Raw genomic sequence first — 17,628 nt, forward strand, 5'->3', positions numbered from 1 at the left:
GTTCGTCGTCTTGCTTGTCATAGACCCTACTTCTCACGAGTTGGGGTCTCCGGCAAAGCCGGGGCGGTTCATGAGACCGACATCGGCGATATGCGCATGCATCATCCGCTCGACACTCGTGGCATCGCCGTCGAACACGCTTACCGCCACACCGGGATAGGCGTTGATGAAGCTTTTCAGCGCGGGAGCGATCACTTGCGCAGCAACACCCTCCGGGCAAGCGATTGTTACGAGGCCGGTCTTGCCTTCGCTGACCTCCACCATTCCCGCGACCGTGCGTTCAAAGTTCTCAACCAACCGCTCCGCCGACGGTAGCAACGCCGCGCCCACCGATGAAAGCTGGACTGCCTTGCGAGCACGGTCGAAAAGTGGTGCGCCCAGTTTGCCTTCCAACTGACGGATCGCCATCGAGAGGCCGGGTTGTGTCAACAGCAGCACCTCGGCAGCACGCGTAAAGCTTTGAAGGTTTGCAACGAGCACGAATGCACGCATTTCCTGAATTGTAATGCCGCGCTCTGTCAGCATAAGCGGACCTGTTCCCTCATCACGATAACTGATTTTTTCCAAACCCGCTCGGGGTTTAGCGTTGGCTCCCACTGTCATCAAGCACGGAGACCGGCCTTGCACCATCCAGACACAGACCCCGCAACGAAGGCAGGTCCCAGCGAAACGCCGGAAAGGGAATCTCCGGACCTCCAGCGGCTCCGCCGTTATCGATTAGACCAAATCCGTCGCGAACTGAAAGCTGCCGACTATGCCGGCGCGGTTTTTTCGATCCGATCAACGTCCGCTACTGTACGGATAGCCGCAACATGCAGGTCTGGACCCTGCGCAATCCAGCCCGGTATGTGTTCGTCGCGACCGAGGGGCCAGTCGTCATGTTCGAATTTGCGGGTTGTAACCATCTTCTCGTTGGCTTGGACTGTATCGACGAAATACGCCCTGCGACAAGCTGGTTTTACTTTACGTCTGGCCCCCGCATGGCGGACAAGGCGAAGTCATGGGCAGCAGAGATGGCAGACCTTGTCCGTCTCCATGGCGGCGGAAACAAGCGCCTTGCCGCTGACAGGCTGCTTCCGGCAGGCTTCCAGGCCCTAACAGCCCTGGGTATCGACGTCGTCGATGGCCAAGCCATCGCCGAACGGGCGCGATGCAGGAAATCCGTCGACGAAATCCAATGTATGGTCAATGCCATCGCTGTCTGCCAGACGGGCGTCGGCGCACTCGAAGCTGCATTACGCCCCGGCGTAACGGAAAACGAGCTATGGTCCGTGCTGCACGCCGCCAACATTGCGCTTGGCGGCGAGTACATCGAGACCCGGCTCCTGAGCTCAGGCGACCGCACGAATCCATGGTATCAGGAGACGAGTGAAAGGCCTGTCGAGGCCGGCGATCTGGTGGCATTGGATACCGATCTCATCGGCCCCTATGGGTATTTCGCAGACATGTCGCGGACGTTTCTATGCGGTGACGGCCGGGCAAGCGGACAGCAAAGAACCGCATATCGGATGTCATACGAGCAAATTCATCACAACATGTCGTTGCTCCGGCCAGGCGTGAGCTTCAAGGAACTTTCCGAGAAGAGTTGGAAGATGCCGGAGGAATATGTGAAGAACCGTTACATGTCGCTCTTCCATGGGGCGGGCCTCGGCGGCGAATATCCATACATACCCTACTGGCAGGATTATCCGACGAAGGGCTACGACGGCTTGATCGAGGAGAACATGCTCCTCTGCGTCGAAAGCTTCATCGGAAGTGAACACGGCGGCAAGGGCGTCAAGCTGGAGCAGCTTGTGCGCATCACCGAGAACGGCGCGGTTCCGCTGAGCTCGTATCCATTCGACGAGAGGCTTCTTGGCCGCGAGTTCTGATCGCGCGCAAACGTCGTCTTTCGCACCGTTGAGAGGAGCAGTCGTTTATGAAGAACCTGCGCCGCCTTATTCCCTCCACTTGCGAGTTGGTGGCCTTCGAGGCCGCAGCGCGCCTGCAGAGCTTCACGGCTGCCGGACAGGAACTCGGTATGTCGCAGACCGCGGTCTCGCTGGCGATAAAGCGGCTGGAAGACCAACTCGGTTTCAAGCTCTTTGTCCGAGGTCATCGTCGTGTCGAACTGACGCAGCGTGGTTGCCTGTTTTTCACCGATGTGTCGATCGGACTCTCTCATATTCAAAAATCAATATTGCGTCACTCCGAACCTACGGACTGTCGAAAGGTGACCCTCTCCGCTTCAGTTGCGTTTACATCTCTATGGATGGCTCCAAGATTGCAGCGATTTTACGAAGACCTTCCAGATGTGGAACTCTGCATCCACACAAGCGACCGCGACGTAGACTTGGCTTCTGAAGGAATGTCACTGGGTATTCGGCGTGGTGACGAAGCCGATTGGCCTCAATATGACCTGACCATGATCGCGCCAGAGGAAATCTATCCGATCTGTAGTACGGCCTACATTGACTGCTTCGGGACCCCGGATACCGTAGAGAGTCTGCTTGCCCATCGGCTTATCCATTTTTCAAATCCGAACAAAACGGCATGCACATGGCTGGAATGGTTGAAAGCTGGCGGAGTGAAGGTTGTCTCTCCTCTCTCGGGGCTTACAATCAATGACTATGTCTCCGTCATCCAATCCGTTGTTGAGGGCCAGGGGATTGCGCTGGGCTGGGCGCATTTGACCGACCGGCTTGTCGCGTCCGGATCACTGGTTCGCCTTACGGATTTTTCATTTCACACCGGAAAATCTTTCCACGTTGCCCTTCCCAAGAAGCAAAGCCACTCACGGCACATAGATGCAGTCCGGGATTGGCTTGTGAACCAACGTATGGTTCTCTCGCAGGATATACGGTGTGAACCTGTCCGGCTTCGGTCTGCCTGAAACACCCGTTTGCAGTATCAATGATGACGGCATTCTGCTTTCGTGGATATGCTGAACGAACATCTGACCACCTGCGGCAAGTCCGCCGCTTCGAGTTATCTGCGTTGCGCTTTAACTTTTTTCACAAGCAAGAATCGTATTCCGTGGAGCCGGAGCGGCAGGAAGCCTTTTTCACAAGACGTAACCATTTTTCACGGTCGCTGGCTGCGGGAGGCCGGAACCCCTGTTGGCTATGCGGCACTCATCGACGCTTATGATCTGAACGCGCCGATGCCCATCACGCTCTCGGCGATCGGCCAACGTCATAAAGTCTACCAGGCCGATGGGTGGAACCTCTATACGCCGCGCCACCGGCCGGATGCCGACCTTGAAGGGCATCTTGTCTTTGCCCCGCGGTATGAAGAGCTCGATCTCGCCGTCTTGAAGACGCTGTTCCACGCCACCGGCCCGGAACCGATCACCGCAATCGTAAAGGCCTCCCGACCGGAGCCTATGCGCGGCGGCTCTGGTTTCTCTATGAATGGTTGCTCGATGAGCGGCTGGACCTGCCCGATGCGACCCAGGGCAGCTATGCGCTCGTCGTCGATCCGGCGCGGCAGTGGGCCATCGATGCTACAACGTCACCACGTCATCGGGTCAAGAACAACCTGCCGGGAACGCCCGCCTTCTGCCCGATGGTCTTTCGCACATCCACGCTCGATGCGTTCGTGGCTCGTGGCCTGGGCGACGAGGCACGGCAGCTTGTCGCGGATGTACCGGCAAATTTACTATGAAAAAAGCTCAATTATTTCAATCGTTAGATCGGGCGGCAAGACAACATAGGAGAGCTTGATGCACCCGTTCGGGACGTGGGGGTCGAGTGTTCGAATCACTCCACTCCGACCAGCTAAGTCCTTTTACAACAAGGATTACCGCCATCCCGAAGGCTGATGGAAAATCGCTTTCGTGCTGTGAAGTCCGATTCGGCAAGCCCTTTGCGGGGAACCGGCCCGCTCTATCAATTCCTGTGCTTCGATCCTGCGCGTGCACCGCCGCGCGGGCCGGCGAAAGCCTTGGTGCGGAGCCGCGTCCGGGGTATGCGGCCGCCGCCGACGCGCCGGCGGGCGACAAGATGTGTCACATCGGTGTCAAGCGAAGGGGATAGGGAGCGGTGAATTTCCCGGAAGGACGCTCTGCCATGAAAACTCTTGTTTCCGCTGCCGCTCTGCTTGCCGCCAGCTTTTCCGCCATGCCCGCCCTTGCCGCAAACCTCGTGCTCTATACCAGCCAGCCGAACGAGGATGCGCAGGCAACCGTGGATGGCTTCATGGCCGCCAATCCCGACATCAAGGTCGATTGGGTGCGCGACGGAACGCCGAAGATCATGGCCAGGCTCCAGGCCGAGATCGCGGCCGGCAACCCGGTCGCCGACGTGCTGCTGATCGCCGATACCGTGACGCTCGAACGCCTCAAGCAGGACGGCAAGCTCGTCGCCTACAAGTCGCCTCAAGCCGTCAACTACGATGCGAGCCTCTACGACAAGGACGGCTACTACTATTCAACCAAGCTGATCACCACCGGCATCGTCTACAACACCGCAGCCGGCATGAAGCCGACAAGCTGGCAGGACCTGACAAAACCGGAAGCCAGGAACCTCGCCACCATGCCGAGCCCGCTGACCTCGGGCGCAGCCCTCATCCACGCCCAGACGCTGGCCGGCGTCGAAGGCCTCGGCTGGGATTACTACAAGGCGCTCGGCGAGAACGGCGCGACCGCCGCCGGCGGCAATGGCGCTGTCCTGAAGGCCGTCGCCGCGGGCGAAAAGGCCTATGGCATGGTGGTGGACTACATGCCGATCCGCGAAAAGGCCAAGGGCGCGCCGGTCGAGTTCGTCTTCCCGAGCGAAGGCGTCTCGGCGGTCACCGAGCCGGTCGGCATCCTCGCCTCGTCGAAGAACATCGAGGCCGCCCAGAAGTTCGTCGACCATGTCCTGTCGGTCGAGGGACAGCAGGGCTTCGTCAAACTCGGCTATATCCCGGCGCGCAACGGCATCGCCATGCCGGAAGGCTTTCCGGCGCGCGAAACCATCCGCGTCCTGCCGCTCGACGCCGCCACCGCACTGAAGGACACGCAAGCGGACCTGACGTCGTTCTCCGGCTATTTCAGCGCGAACTGAGGCCGGTCGCCGTCTCGATGTCGGGTTACGTTCGACCGGGAAACAGCCAGCCGGCCTTGCTGTTTCCGTTCATCGCCGGCGTTGTCGTCGTGCTCAGCGTGCTGCCGCTCGTCCGGCTTGCGATGACCGGCCTTTCCGCGCTGGCCGCCGGCGGAGCCATTTCCGTCCTCGCCGACCGGGCGCTTTGGGCGGCGGCCTATTACACGCTCGTCACCGCCCTGTGGGGAACGCTGATCTCGGTGGCGATCGGCGCATTCTTCGCCTTCGTGCTGACACTCACCGACATTCCCGGCAAGGGGCCGCTCGGCTTTCTCTTCGTATTGCCGATGATGATCCCGCCGCAGGTGACCGCCCTTGCCTGGGTGCAGATGTCCGGCCCCTCGAGCCCGCTGCTCAAGGCGCTCGGCATGGCCCCGCCGCTCGGCTCGCCGCAGCCGCTCTATTCGGCCGGCGGCATCGCCCTGCTTTACGGCGTGCAGCACGCGCCGCTCGTCTATCTCGCCCTGCGGGCCGGGCTGATGAGCGTCCCGCGTGACGGCGTCGAGGCGGCGCTGCTTTCCGGCGCCTCGCCCTTCCGCACGTTCCGCGATATCGTCCTGCCGCTCGCGCTTCCGGGCATGATCGCCGGCGCGGCGATCGCCTTCGTCTCCTGCATCGGCAATTTCGGCATTCCGGCGATCCTCGGCATCCCCGCCTCGATCTATACGCTATCGACGCTGATCTTCACCAAGTTTTCGGCCTTCACCGATCGCACCTTCGGCGAGGTGGCGCTGCTCTCCGGCATCATCGCGCTGATTTCGGTCGTGGGACTGGCCGTGCAGGAGCGCGCACTCGGCCGGCGCGACTACCGTATTGCCGGCCAGGCCGGCGCACGTGCCACCTTTTCCATCGGCGGATGGAAATTCATCTTCCTGCCCCTGCTCGCCGTTTTACTGTTCTTCATGCTGGTCGCGCCCTTTCTGGCCTTGCTCGCCGGCTCGCTGGTGCCCGCCTATGGCGTTCCGCTCACGTTCCAGACCCTGTCCTTCCATGCCTTCGAAGAGGTCCTGCTGCGCCAGACGATAACCCGCACGGCCTTCGCCAATTCCCTGTTCCTCGCCACGGTCACCGCCCTTGGCCTTCTCGCCCTGTCAGTGCTTGCCGGCTATGTGCTGTCGCGCCGGCGCGATGCGGCGGCGTCTCTCGTGGCGAGCCTCATCGAGATCCCCTACGCGCTGCCCGGCATCGTCGTCGCGGTCGCATTCATCCTCGTCTTCGCGGCTCCCCTGCCGGTGTTCAACGTCACACTCTACGGGACGATCTGGATCATCCTGATCGCCTATTTCGCCAGCTTCTTCGCCGTCAGCCTGAAGCCGGTCGTCAGCGCCTACCGCCAGCTCGATCCCGCGCTCGAAGAAGCCGCGCGGCTGGCCGGCGCCGGCTTCTTCACGCGCCTGAAGGACATTCTCGTTCCGCTCATCGCCCCGGCGGCGGGCGCCTCCGTCATCCTCGTCTTCCTCATTGCCTGCAACGAACTGACGGTCTCGGCGCTGCTCTGGTCCACCGGCACACAGACGCTCGGCGTCGTGATCTACAATCTCGACGACAGCGGCAGCTCCGATGTCGCCTCCGCGCTTTCCGTGCTCGTCGTCATGATGGTCGTCATCATGATGCTGCTGCTCGAAGGCATGGCCAAACACCTTCCGGCAGGGGTGGTCCCGTGGCGAAGCTGATCCTCAATAACGTCAGCAAGGATTTCGGCACGGGACGGCCGGCCGTCAGCGGGCTTTCGCTCGATGTGCGCGAAGGCGGCTTCCTCGCGCTGCTCGGTCCGTCGGGCTGCGGCAAGACGACCGTGCTGCGGATGATCGCCGGCTTCGAAACGCCGAGCGACGGCGCGATCCTTCTCGGCGAGCGGCTGTTGGCGGATCCCTCCCGGTCCCTGCCGCCGGAGCGGCGCAACATGGCGATGGTGTTCCAGTCCTATGCGCTATGGCAGCATATGAGCGTAGCCGACAATGTCGGCTACCCGCTGAAGGTGCGCCGCGTTTCGAAGGATACCTATCAGAGCCGGATCCGCGATGCGCTCGATACGGTGCGCCTTGCCGACTATGCCGATCGCCGTCCCGCCGAGCTTTCCGGCGGCCAGCGCCAGCGGGTGGCCCTGGCGCGCTGCCTCGTCACCCGGCCGGACGTCGTCCTGCTCGACGAGCCGCTCGCCAATCTCGACCGGCACCTGCGCCAGGAGATGGAGGAAACCTTCCGCGAATTCCATCGGCGTTCCGGCGCAACGATGATCTATGTCACCCACGACCAGCGCGAGGCCATGGCGCTCGCCACCGATATCGCGGTCATGTCCCAGGGCAAACTGCTACAGGTCGCCCCGCCCCGCGCCATCTACGCCCGTCCGGAGGGCCGCACCGTCGGCGGCCTGATCGGCCGCGGCGCGGTGCTTTCGCTCGCAGTCCCCGAACAGATGCCCCGGACCCTCGAATGGGACCTGCTGCGTGAGTTGCTGGAAAATCCTCCGCCCGGAAACCGGGCGACGGAGGATATCCTCGTCCGGCCGGAGGACGTGCGGCTCGGCGGCGAGGGAAGCGCCGCGCGCGTCCGGGCAGCGCTTTATGAAGGAGAGCGCTACAGCGTCACGCTGCAACTGGCGAACGGTCAGACCCTTCAGGCCTTCAGCCGTGACGAGCCGAGGCCGGGCGACATTGTCCTTGTGACGATCACCTCCGCCTGGCGGCTTTCGCCGGAGAATACGGCGCGGCCCGCCTGATCGTCCTCTTCCCGCTCCCGGCCGGCGGGTGGCAGGTCGAATTGGCCGACCAGTCCCGCAAGGACCGCCGATTCGTCGGAAAGGCGATGCGTCACGGCGCTGCTTTCCTCGACCATCGCCGTATTCTGCTGCGTGACCGTATCGAGCTGGCGGATCGTCGCGTTGATCTCGTGGATGCCGACCGACTGATCGCGGGCGGCGCGGGCGATCTCCTTGATCTCGGCGTCGATCGCATGGACCTTGCCGGCGATGTCGCGCAGCACGCCGCCGGTCTCGCGCACCAGACCGGCCCCGCGGGCCACCTCATCCGCGGAATGGGTGATCAGCGCCTTGACCTCACGGGCAGCGCTTGCGGTGCGTTGCGCCAGTTCCCGCACCTCCTGGGCGACCACGGCGAAGCCCTTGCCCGCCTCGCCCGCCCGCGCCGCCTCGACGCCGGCATTGAGCGCGAGAAGATTGGTCTGGAAGGCGATGTCGTCGATGACGCCGATGATGTTGCCGATCTCCCGCGAGGAGGTCTCGATCCTGCCGATCGCGTCGACGACATCGTCGACGACCTGTTCCGAGGCGGCCGAGCTTTTCTTCGTGTCAGCGGCGAGGCGCTCGGCAATCGTCGTGCGCTCGGCGGCGGATTGCACGGCCTGGGTCATTTCGGCAAGCGCGCCGGCGGCCTCGCCAAGCGACACGGCCTGACGCTCGGTGCGGCCGGAAAGCTGCAAGAGCGCTTCCTGCATCTCGCTGGCGTCGTCCCGGATGCGATGCGTATTGACATGGACCATGGTCATCGCCTCGGCAAGCCGTTCGACGGAGGCGTTGTAGTCGGAGCGGATGCGGTCGAGCGAGGCGATGAAGGGCGTGGCGATGCGGCCGCTGAGGTCGCCGCCGGCAAGGCGCTGGAGCGCGCCGGCAAGGGACTGGACCGCTTCCTCCGTCCGCGCCTCCTCGGCCTGCCGGGCACGTTCACGCGCGGTTCGCTCCGTCTCCGCATCCTCCCGCAGTGCCGCCGCTTCCGCCCGCAGACGCTCCTTCTCGATCGCCGCATCCCGGAAGACGACGACCGAGCGCGCCATATCGCCGATCTCGTCCCGGCGATCGCGGCCGCTACAGGCGATGGTCGTATCGCCGCTGGCAAGGCGGCCCATGTCCGAGACGAGCGCGGTCATGGGACGGGAGAGGCGGCCGGCGAACAGGAATCCGACCCCGGCGGTCACGACGAGCACGCAGAAAGAAACGAGCAGCGTCCAGTGAACGAGACGCGTGAGGCCGGCGAAGATCTCGTCCGACGTCATGACGGCGGCGACGGTCCAGGTCTGGCCGAGGAAATCGAAGCTCGCGGCGGCGAGCTTCGCCTCCCGGCCGCGGTGATCGGGCAGCGTCGCCCGGGCGATGGCGGCGCCTTCCGGGGGCGTCGACAGCGCCGGGGCGATGCGCATGGAGAGGATATCCTCCTCCCCGCCCCGGGCCGTACGGGTCAGGAAATAGCCATCGGCATTCAGCAGCACGGCTTCGCCGGTTTCGCCGAGGCCGACGGGATTGTTCAGCTTTTCCGTCATGCGCGCCGTCGGCAGGGCGACGACGACCACACCGATCTTGCCGGCGACGGACGCCACGGGGGCGGCGAGAAAAGCCGCCGCGCGTCCGGCCGGCGCATAGGCCCGGAAGTCGGCGAAGGAGACGATCGCCGTATCCGTCCCGGGCGCGGCTTCGGTAAACACGCCGGCAAGGCCGGTCGCGCCGAGCGCCGCGTCACGCGCCACATTGGCGGCAAAATCACCATGCTTTTGCAGCGAATAGACAATATCCCCGCTGAGATTGATCAGAAGGATGTCCTCAAACCCCTGCGCTTCGGCATGACGCTGAAAGAAGCCGTGGTAGCGCCCGTGCAACTGGTCGAACTTGTCGATCCCGGCGGACTTGAGATCGGGCTTGCCGCCATAGCGGCGTTGCAATTCGCCCAGCCGGTCACCTTCGATCGCGCCAAAGGCTCCCGAAAAGGCATCAAGCGCATTGGCGACGACCTTCTGGCCGGCGAGGTCGCGCGTTTCCTTGACGATCGATTGCAGATATTGCGCCAGTTCGTTGCGCCGGCCATCGGCAAGGGTCTCGAGCTTGGTCATCGCCGTGGCCGTCGACTGGCTGGCGCTCAGATAGAGACTGGCGATACTGGTGGCGGAAATGGCGATGACGGCCAGCAACAGGGCGGCAAGCGACAGCTTGATGGAAAGACGCATGGGAACACGGACTGAAAAGGACGCAACGACTGGTCATGCCGGCACCGGCTGTCAAAAAGCGCATCCTGCGGCCGAAGGCATCTCCGGTTCTGACGCCGCCACTATGATGCTGCCTCGTGACAGGCTTGTGACACATTCGCGGAAGAGGACCGGCGCGAGCCCTGACGGCCGGGTTTGAAGGCGTGTTCATGGACCTTCAATTTGTAAATCTTTTGCTTAATCAAATTGACAAAAGTATCAAACTACGGGAGACATAGGGCAGAGACCTTTTCCGCACTGGAGAAACCATGCCCAAAGAAATCCTCGTCGATCCCGACACGCTTTTCCAACCGGGCGAACTCACGTTCGCGACCGTCAGGCTCCACGCCTATGCCACGCCTTTCGAGGACGAACTGGCGGCCTACGGGGCCGATGCGCTGAAGGACATCCTTCGGCACATGCTCATCATTCGCGAATTCGAATCGATGCTCGGCGCCTTCAAGGCGACAGGCGCGTATCGCGAAATTCCGTTCAACTACAAAGGACCGGCACACCTGTCGATCGGCCAGGAAGGCGCGGCCGTCGGCGCCGCGCTCGGCCTGGAGCCGGACGACCACATCTTCGGCTCGCACCGCAGCCATGGCGAATTCATCGCCAAGGGTCTCGCAACCATCCAGAAACTCGACGAGGCGGCGCTCGAAGCGATCATGCAGGGGCATATGGGCGGCAGCCTTCGGGACGATGTGGCGAAATTCATCGGCGGCGAAGGAAAGCAGCTTGCCGAGAATTTCCTGCTGTTCGGCCTGCTGGCGGAAATCTTCATGCGGGCCAACGGCTTCAACGGCGGCATGGGCGGCAGCATGCACGCGTTCTTCCCGCCGTTCGGGGCCTATCCCAACAATGCGATCGTCGGCGCTTCGGCCGGCATCGCGACCGGCGCGGCACTGCGCAAGAAGCTCAGGAACGAGGGCGGCATCTGCGTGGCCAACGCGGGCGACGGCTCGACGGGTTGCGGCCCGGTCTGGGAGGCCATGAACTTCGCCTCGATGGCGCAATTCAGCACCCTGTGGACGGACGCCCGCAAGGGCGGCCTGCCCGTCCTCTTCTTCTTCAACAACAATTTCTATGCCATGGGCGGCCAGACCATCGGCGAAACGATGGGGTGGGACCGGCTGTCGCGGATCGGCGCGGCCGTCAACAGCGCCTCGATGCATGCGGAGACCGTCGACGGATCGAACCCGCTGGCGGTCGCCGACGCGGTCCGGCGGAAACGCGCCCTGCTGCTGGACGGCCAGGGCCCTGCCCTGCTCGATGTCGAATGCTATCGTTCGACCGGCCATTCCACGACGGACGCCAATGTCTATCGCTCCAGAGACGAGCTGAAGCTTTGGGAAAAGCGCGATCCGATCCTCTGCTTCCAGGGGCTGCTGATCGAAAAGGGCGTCATGGACGAGGACGAGGTCGCGGCGATGCGCGAGCGCGTCGTGGCGACCATCGAGGCGGTCACCCGCGCAGCCGTAAACCCCGAGGCCGCGCCGGTCGTCGACGTGCGCAGCGATCCGACGCTGATCGGCAAGCTGATGTTCTCCAATGAGGAGATCCCGGTTCCCTCGACCCCCGCCCCGCTGCTTCAGGAGGTCGGGAAATCCGCCGCCCTGCGGCAGCTTGGACGCAAGGCGCGGTTCGGGCTCAACGAAAGCGGCGAGCCGCTTTCCGGCATGCGGGCGATCACCCTGCGCGACGGCCTGACCGAGGCCACCCTCCATCATATGCTCAACGATCCGTCGTTGATCGCCTATGGCGAGGAGTGCCGGGAGTGGGGCGGCGCGTTCGGCGTCTATCGCGGGCTTTCCGATATCCTGCCCTATGACCGGCTGTTCAATTCGCCGATTTCCGAAGCGGCGATCGTCGCCACCGCCGTCGGCTACGCGCTTGAGGGAGGAAGGGCCCTCGTCGAACTGATGTATGGCGACTTCATCGGCCGCGCCGGCGATGAAATCTTCAACCAGATGGCGAAATGGCGCTCGATGTCGAACGGCATCCTCAAGATGCCCGTCGTCCTGCGCTGCTCCGTGGGCAGCAAATACGGCGCGCAGCACTCCCAGGACTGGACGGCGCTGATCGCCCATATCCCGGGCCTCAAGGTCGTCTATCCGGCAACGCCCTATGACGCCAAGGGGCTTCTGGCCTCGGCGCTCTCCAGCGATGACCCGGTGGTCTTCTTCGAAAGCCAGCGGCTCTACGATACGGTCGAACAGTTCCGCGCCGAAGGCGTGCCGGCCGACTATTACCGCATCCCGCTGGGAGAACCCGACGTCAAGCGCGCCGGCGAAGACGTGACGATCCTGACGATCGGCCCGTCGCTTTACCCCGCCCTCAAGGCCGCCGACGAAATGCAGGAACTCCACGGCCTTTCCGCCGAGATCATCGACGCCCGCTCGCTTGTCCCCTTCAACTACGACAAGGTGATCGAGTCCGTGAAGAAAACCGGACATCTCCTGATCGTTTCGGAGGCCTCGGAGCGGGGAAGCTTCGCGATGACGCTATCGTCCAACATGACGCGCTTCGCCTATGAGCATCTCAAGGCCGCGCCGCGTGTCCTTGGATCCCCGAACTGGATCGTTCCCGGCGCCGAGATGGAATCCACCTATTTCCCGCAGGCCGGAGACATCATCGATATCGTCACATCGGATTTCTATCCCGCGAGGAAAGCCAACCGCCGCGGCATCCGCGATTGGGACGATATCGAACTGGCGCGCAACTCCCTCTAGAACCAATCCGGTGAAATCCGGCTCACCGGAATGGCTATAATATATTGTCTTCACCGCATGATCCGACGCCGAAGCGATCTCGCTTCGGCTGGAAATGCGCCAGTTTCAGGAACAGACCATGACGACACCAATTCTGATGCCGCAACTCGGCAATGAAATCACCGAAGCGGAAGTCACCGAATGGCTGAAGGCCGAAGGTGACGAAGTGACCGAGGGCGACCTGATCGTCGTCATCACCACCACGAAAATGAGCCTGGAGATCGAAGCGCCCGCCACGGGCGTCCTGAAATCCATCGATGTGCCGGAGGGCGAGCTTGCCGAAGTCGGCGCGACACTCGCCACGATCGGACAGCCATGACGGACGCGACGCAAAGCAACCCGGGGCGCGCGACGCTGCATCGTCTCGGCGGCGAGGACGGCGCGCCCGATCTGCTGCTGATCCACGGCTTTGCCTCCGACCGGTTCGCCTGGTCGGCGACGGCGCCGGACTTCTTCAGGACGCATCGGGTGTGGGCCGTCGAACTGCCCGGGCACACCGCCGCGCCGATCGACGCCGGCTCCGGCGATCCGGCCGCGATGGCGCTGGCCGTCATCGCGGCGATCGCCCCGCTTCAGGCCCCGATGACGATCGTCGGCCATTCGCTGGGCGGCGCGGTCGCCGTCGGAATCGCCGCCCGGCGGCCCGACCTCGTCTCCTCCCTGGTCCTCATCGCGCCGGCGGGCGTGGGCGGGAAAACCCGTTCCGATTTCCTGGAGAATTTCCCGGCCCTCGAAACCGCGGACGACGCCCGGCCGCTGCTGGAGCAACTGGTCGCCCGCCCGAAGCTGATCGGCCCGCAGATGGTTCAATACGTGCTGGGCTTCCTCGATGCGCCGGGTCGCCGGGAGGCGCTGCGCCGGATCGGCGACAGGCTTTCGGAAATCGGCGACGTCGGCATTCCGGCCGGCGTTCCGACCGTCGCGGTCTGGGGCGACGCCGACGCGATCAACGTCCCCTCGCCCCGGCTGGCGGAGATCTTCGGCGACCGCCTGCATCTTCTGCAAGGCGTCGGCCACATGCCCCATGTGGAACAGGCCCGCGCGACCAACGCCATCATCCGCGCCGCCCTGAAGCCCGCCGATCCGGCCTAGCGCCTCGCTGTGAAAACGGGATTACCAGACATGCGCCATCCCATTGTTTTCCGAGTGGTTCCGGCCCGGCCGCGCCTTCGAAACCTTCGGTCGCACGCGTCGATCACCGCGCAGCAGGAGCAGCCGTGAGACCGCGATCCGACAACGCGAAAAGCTCCGGCACGGCCGCCCTTCGCGTGCGCGCCGCCTGGCTTTACCACGTCTATGGCCTGACCCAGAGCGAGGTGGCCGACCGGCTCGAAATAAGCCGCGCCACGACGATCCGCCTTCTCGACGAGGCGAAAAAGCGCAACGAGGTGACGGTCTGGGTCACCAGCGACGCCAATGGATGCGCCGAACTGTCCCTGGCGGTGCAGGCGGCCTTCGGTCTGCGTCGGGTCATCGTCGTTCCAAGCGCCGGCCGCAACATGAGCCCGCACAAGGCCGTGGGCGCAGCACTCGGGCGCTTTCTGAGCGAACATGTCGTGGACGGAATGACCGTGGGCGTCGGCTGGGGCAGAACCCTCAACGCGTCCCTCGACACCTTCCAGCCGATGCGGCGGAACGGTGTCAGCGTCGTCTCGCTGCTGGGCGGCTCGATAAATCCGACGCAAATCAATCCGGTGGAATATTCCTGGCGGCTTTCCAGCCTCATGGGTGCCGACTGCCTGCTTTTCCTGTCGCCGCTGATCGTCGATTCCCTCGATACGAAAAGACGCCTTCTCGACAAATGCGGCCTCGACCGGATCGATGCGATCGCCGCGCAACTGGACCTGGCGGTCGTCAGTTGCGGCAGTGTCGATAGCGGTGGCACCTCGCTTGCCCTTGAGCATATCACCGCACCGGAAATCGCAAGCCTGCGCAAGCAGGGCTGCGTCGGCGATATTTTGTGCAATTTCCTGGACAGGCAGGGGCGGACCGTTGCGAATTCGATAAGCGAGCGCGTGATGGCCGTCGATCTGGACGTCATGTCCACCGCCCGCCACATCGTGCTTGCAACGGGAGGCGCGGACCGCGCTGCGGCGCTCGTCGCGGGCATACGCCGCCTGAAACCGGCAACGCTGATCACCGACGAGGCCGCCGCCCGCACCATGCTCACCTTGCAGGACGAGGACTGAGCCGCATCAGGCGGGGCGGCTCGATCGTGACGCCTGTACGCGCATTACCGATCGCCCGGAAAGCGATCCATCGGGGAGGAACACATCATGTATATCGGCCTGGATCTGGGGACTTCGGCGATGAAGGCATTGCTGGTCGACGACGAGGAACGCCTTGTCGCATCGGCGACGATCCCGGTCGCCACAAACCATCTCCAGCAGGGGTGGGCCGAGCAACACCCGCTTGTCTGGATCGAAGCCGCAAAGCGCGCCCTTGCGAAAATCCGCCAGGCCGCGCCCGGCGACTATTCGAAGGCCCGCGCCATCGGACTATCGGGACAGATGCACAGCCTCGTCGTGCTCGACCGTACGAAAGCCGCAATCCGTCCGGCGATCCTGTGGAACGACGTTCGCGGGGACGAGTGGTGCCGGAAAGTGGTCGCCGACCATCCGGACGTCTCGGCGATCACCGGCGTGCGGCCGATGCCGAGCTTCACCGCGGCAAAGCTTGCATGGCTGCGCGAGAACGAGGCAAAGGCGTTTTCCGAAATCGCCCATATCCTTCTGCCGAAGGATTTCGTCCGCCTCTGGCTCACCGGAGAGCTGGCGACCGACGCCTGCGATGCCGGCGGAACCCAGCTCTTCCATCAGGAGAAACGGCGCTGGTCGCGGGACGTCTGCTCGATCCTCGGTATCGATGAGGCGGTGCTGGCGCCCGTATTGGACGGCAGCGAGATTGCAGGATACCTGCGGCCCGCCGTGGCGGCCGAACTCGGACTGGATAAGATCGCGGTGATCTGCGGCGGCGGCGATGCGGCGACAAGTTCGCTCGGGGCCGGTTGCGCGGCCGCCGGCCGCTCCATGCTTTCGCTTGGAACCGGCGCCGTCTATCTCACCATGCAGGACCGTTTCCGCCCCGCGTCGAGCGACAGCGTGCACAATTTCGCCCATTCGCTGCCGGGGCGCTGGTATCATATGGCGGCGCTCCTGAACTGCGGCAGCGCGCTCGAATGGATTTGCGCGGTCACGGGCGGGCAAGCGCCGGCGGAAGCGCTCGGCGAACTTGAACGGCAGGCGGCCTCCCCCTCTCCCGGCCCGTCCCCGGTGATGTTCCTGCCGTATCTCGACGGCAACCGGACGCCGCATTGCGACGCCGGCGTGCGAGGCGGCTTTTTCGGGCTGGAACGCGCCACCTCGAAGACCGATCTCGTTCAGGCGGTGATCGAGGGCATCACCTTCGCGCTTGCCGACGCCGATCAGGTGCTGCTCGATTCCGGCAATACGATCGGCGCGCCGATCCTGATCGGCGGCGGTGCGAAAAGCCTTTACTGGACGCGCCTGATCGCGACGGTTTTCCAGCGGCCGCTGAAACGCGTTGTCGCGGCCGAGACCGGCTCGGCGCTGGGCGCGACGCGACTGGCAATGATCGGCCTCAACAAGGCCGATCCCGACGCCGTGGCGACGGAACCGCCAACCGAAACGGTGGAGCCGGACAGCCGGCTGGTTTCGGCCTATCAGGACAGGCTTGCGGTCTTCCGGCAGATGTATTCGTCGGCCGACCTTTACGCGAGAGCGGGCGGCGGCGCGCGATAGGCCCCCGTCCCGGCGGAACGGCGCCAGGGCATCTCCAGCCGAAGCGAGACTACCTCGGCGTCGGATAATGCTGTAAAAACAATATATTACAGCAATTCCCGCGCCGCGGCTTCATCCGTCACGAGCGTGTGGCATTTCGTGCGCAGCATGGTCGCCCGGATCGCGGTGGCGCGGGCCTTTCCGCCCGAGGCGAGGATGATATGCTTCGCCTTCGAGACGACATCGAGATCGACCGACATGACACGATCATGGATCGGATGGTCGACGGTCCGGCCGTTCTCGTCGAGGAACTGGCAGAGCGCATCGGAAACCGCACCTGCGGCGGTCAACGACGCCTGATCCTCCTTCGACAGGAAATTCCTCGACAGCGAACTGCCGGCGGCGCCGATATCGCCGCAACTGATGATCGCCAGATCGAGCGTCTGCGCGGTCTCGAACAGCTTTTGCAGGCCGCATTTTTCGATCAGCCGTTTCTTGGTGTCATGGGAATCGACAACCAGCGGCGCGAGCAGCAGGAGGCAATCCGCGCCGACCGAGCTTGCGACCCTCCAGGAATATTCGATGGGATTGATCGGCGTGGCTTCCAGCAGGCCGCCGAGCAGCGACACCACCTGCACGTTCTGGCGGATGGCGGGCTTGAACGTGGTCAGGGAGGCGTTCAGCGTCCGGCCCCAACCGACGCCGATGCTGCTATTGTCGGCGATGACGTCAGACAGGAACCTGCCGAGGGCGGCGCCGACATCGCGCGCGGTGTCCTCGGCATTTCCTTCCCCCGGCACGACGATCGCTTCGTCCAGCCCGTATTTCTCTTCCAGTCGCAGTTCGAGTTCCGTGCATTCGTCCGGAGCCTCGTTGATCCAGATCTGGACCTCGCCCCGCTTCTGCGCCTCGTCCAGCATGCGGATGATCGTGGATCGGCTGATCCCCAGCGTCTCCGCGATGTCCTTCTGCGTCAGCCCCCTGTTGTAATAGAGCCATGCGGCGCGGATACGGAGGGACCTGGTGTCCAGCAGACCGGGATTACTTCGAGTGAGCTTGGCCAACGAATACTCCAAAACAGGC

The 17,628-nt window shown here is 63.7% G+C and carries 13 protein-coding genes and 1 pseudogene; 11 read left to right on the plus strand and 3 right to left on the minus strand.

Annotated elements, in window-relative coordinates; genetic code table 11:
• Positions 1-117: 117 nt before the first annotated feature.
• Positions 118-630 (minus strand): annotated as a pseudogene (locus KYK29_RS19525) (LysR family transcriptional regulator); the annotation flags it as partial.
• A gap of 182 nt (positions 631-812) precedes the next feature.
• Here KYK29_RS19525 and KYK29_RS19530 point away from each other — a divergent pair.
• The 6 genes from KYK29_RS19530 (at position 813) to KYK29_RS19555 (ending at position 7,785) form a co-directional block, all read left to right on the plus strand.
• Positions 813-1,871, plus strand: coding sequence for a M24 family metallopeptidase (locus KYK29_RS19530; protein WP_254692575.1), 1,059 nt, complete (start codon positions 813-815; stop codon positions 1,869-1,871).
• A gap of 47 nt (positions 1,872-1,918) precedes the next feature.
• Positions 1,919-2,872: a LysR substrate-binding domain-containing protein gene (locus KYK29_RS19535; protein ID WP_254692576.1), complete on the plus strand. Its 954-nt coding sequence runs from the start codon at positions 1,919-1,921 to the stop codon at positions 2,870-2,872.
• 42 nt (positions 2,873-2,914) lie between these two features.
• Positions 2,915-3,694: a hypothetical protein gene (locus tag KYK29_RS19540; protein WP_254692577.1), complete on the plus strand. Its 780-nt coding sequence runs from the start codon at positions 2,915-2,917 to the stop codon at positions 3,692-3,694.
• 355 nt (positions 3,695-4,049) lie between these two features.
• Positions 4,050-5,027 (plus strand): ABC transporter substrate-binding protein, encoded by a 978-nt coding sequence (locus tag KYK29_RS19545; RefSeq protein WP_254692578.1) that lies wholly within the window; start codon positions 4,050-4,052, stop codon positions 5,025-5,027.
• 17 nt (positions 5,028-5,044) lie between these two features.
• Positions 5,045-6,739: an ABC transporter permease gene (locus tag KYK29_RS19550; RefSeq protein WP_254692579.1), complete on the plus strand. Its 1,695-nt coding sequence runs from the start codon at positions 5,045-5,047 to the stop codon at positions 6,737-6,739.
• Complete coding sequence (locus tag KYK29_RS19555) at positions 6,727-7,785, plus strand: ABC transporter ATP-binding protein (protein ID WP_254692580.1); 1,059 nt, start codon at positions 6,727-6,729, stop codon at positions 7,783-7,785. The genes KYK29_RS19550 and KYK29_RS19555 overlap by 13 nt, the downstream gene beginning before the upstream one ends.
• Here KYK29_RS19555 and KYK29_RS19560 read toward each other — a convergent pair.
• Entirely contained in the window at positions 7,683-10,016 is a 2,334-nt protein-coding gene (locus KYK29_RS19560; protein WP_254692581.1) for a methyl-accepting chemotaxis protein, read from the minus strand. The two genes, KYK29_RS19555 and KYK29_RS19560, sit on opposite strands and share 103 nt — an antisense overlap.
• Before the next feature lie 287 nt (positions 10,017-10,303).
• On the opposite strand from KYK29_RS19560, the gene KYK29_RS19565 reads away from it, so the two are divergent.
• The 5 genes from KYK29_RS19565 to xylB all read left to right on the plus strand — a co-directional run bounded on the left by KYK29_RS19565 (position 10,304) and on the right by xylB (position 16,566).
• A complete protein-coding gene (locus KYK29_RS19565) occupies positions 10,304-12,766 on the plus strand; it encodes an alpha-ketoacid dehydrogenase subunit alpha/beta (RefSeq protein ID WP_254692582.1) in 2,463 nt (820 codons plus the stop codon).
• Positions 12,767-12,884: 118 nt separating this feature from the next.
• Positions 12,885-13,124: a biotin/lipoyl-containing protein gene (locus KYK29_RS19570; protein ID WP_254692583.1), complete on the plus strand. Its 240-nt coding sequence runs from the start codon at positions 12,885-12,887 to the stop codon at positions 13,122-13,124.
• Positions 13,121-13,897 carry an alpha/beta fold hydrolase gene (locus KYK29_RS19575; protein ID WP_254692584.1) on the plus strand — a complete coding sequence of 259 codons (777 nt, stop codon included), beginning with the start codon at positions 13,121-13,123 and terminating at the stop codon, positions 13,895-13,897. The genes KYK29_RS19570 and KYK29_RS19575 overlap by 4 nt, the downstream gene beginning before the upstream one ends.
• Positions 13,898-14,022: 125 nt before the next feature.
• Entirely contained in the window at positions 14,023-14,994 is a 972-nt protein-coding gene (locus KYK29_RS19580; protein ID WP_254692585.1) for a sugar-binding transcriptional regulator, read from the plus strand.
• A gap of 87 nt (positions 14,995-15,081) precedes the next feature.
• Complete coding sequence (gene xylB, locus KYK29_RS19585) at positions 15,082-16,566, plus strand: xylulokinase (protein WP_254692586.1); 1,485 nt, start codon at positions 15,082-15,084, stop codon at positions 16,564-16,566.
• A gap of 86 nt (positions 16,567-16,652) precedes the next feature.
• On the opposite strand, the gene KYK29_RS19590 is transcribed toward xylB, so the two are convergent.
• Positions 16,653-17,609 carry a sugar-binding transcriptional regulator gene (locus KYK29_RS19590; protein ID WP_254692587.1) on the minus strand — a complete coding sequence of 319 codons (957 nt, stop codon included), beginning with the start codon at positions 17,607-17,609 and terminating at the stop codon, positions 16,653-16,655.
• Positions 17,610-17,628 lie beyond the last annotated feature (19 nt).

This window comes from Shinella daejeonensis (genome assembly GCF_024281235.1).
Lineage (GTDB): Bacteria > Pseudomonadota > Alphaproteobacteria > Rhizobiales > Rhizobiaceae > Shinella > Shinella daejeonensis.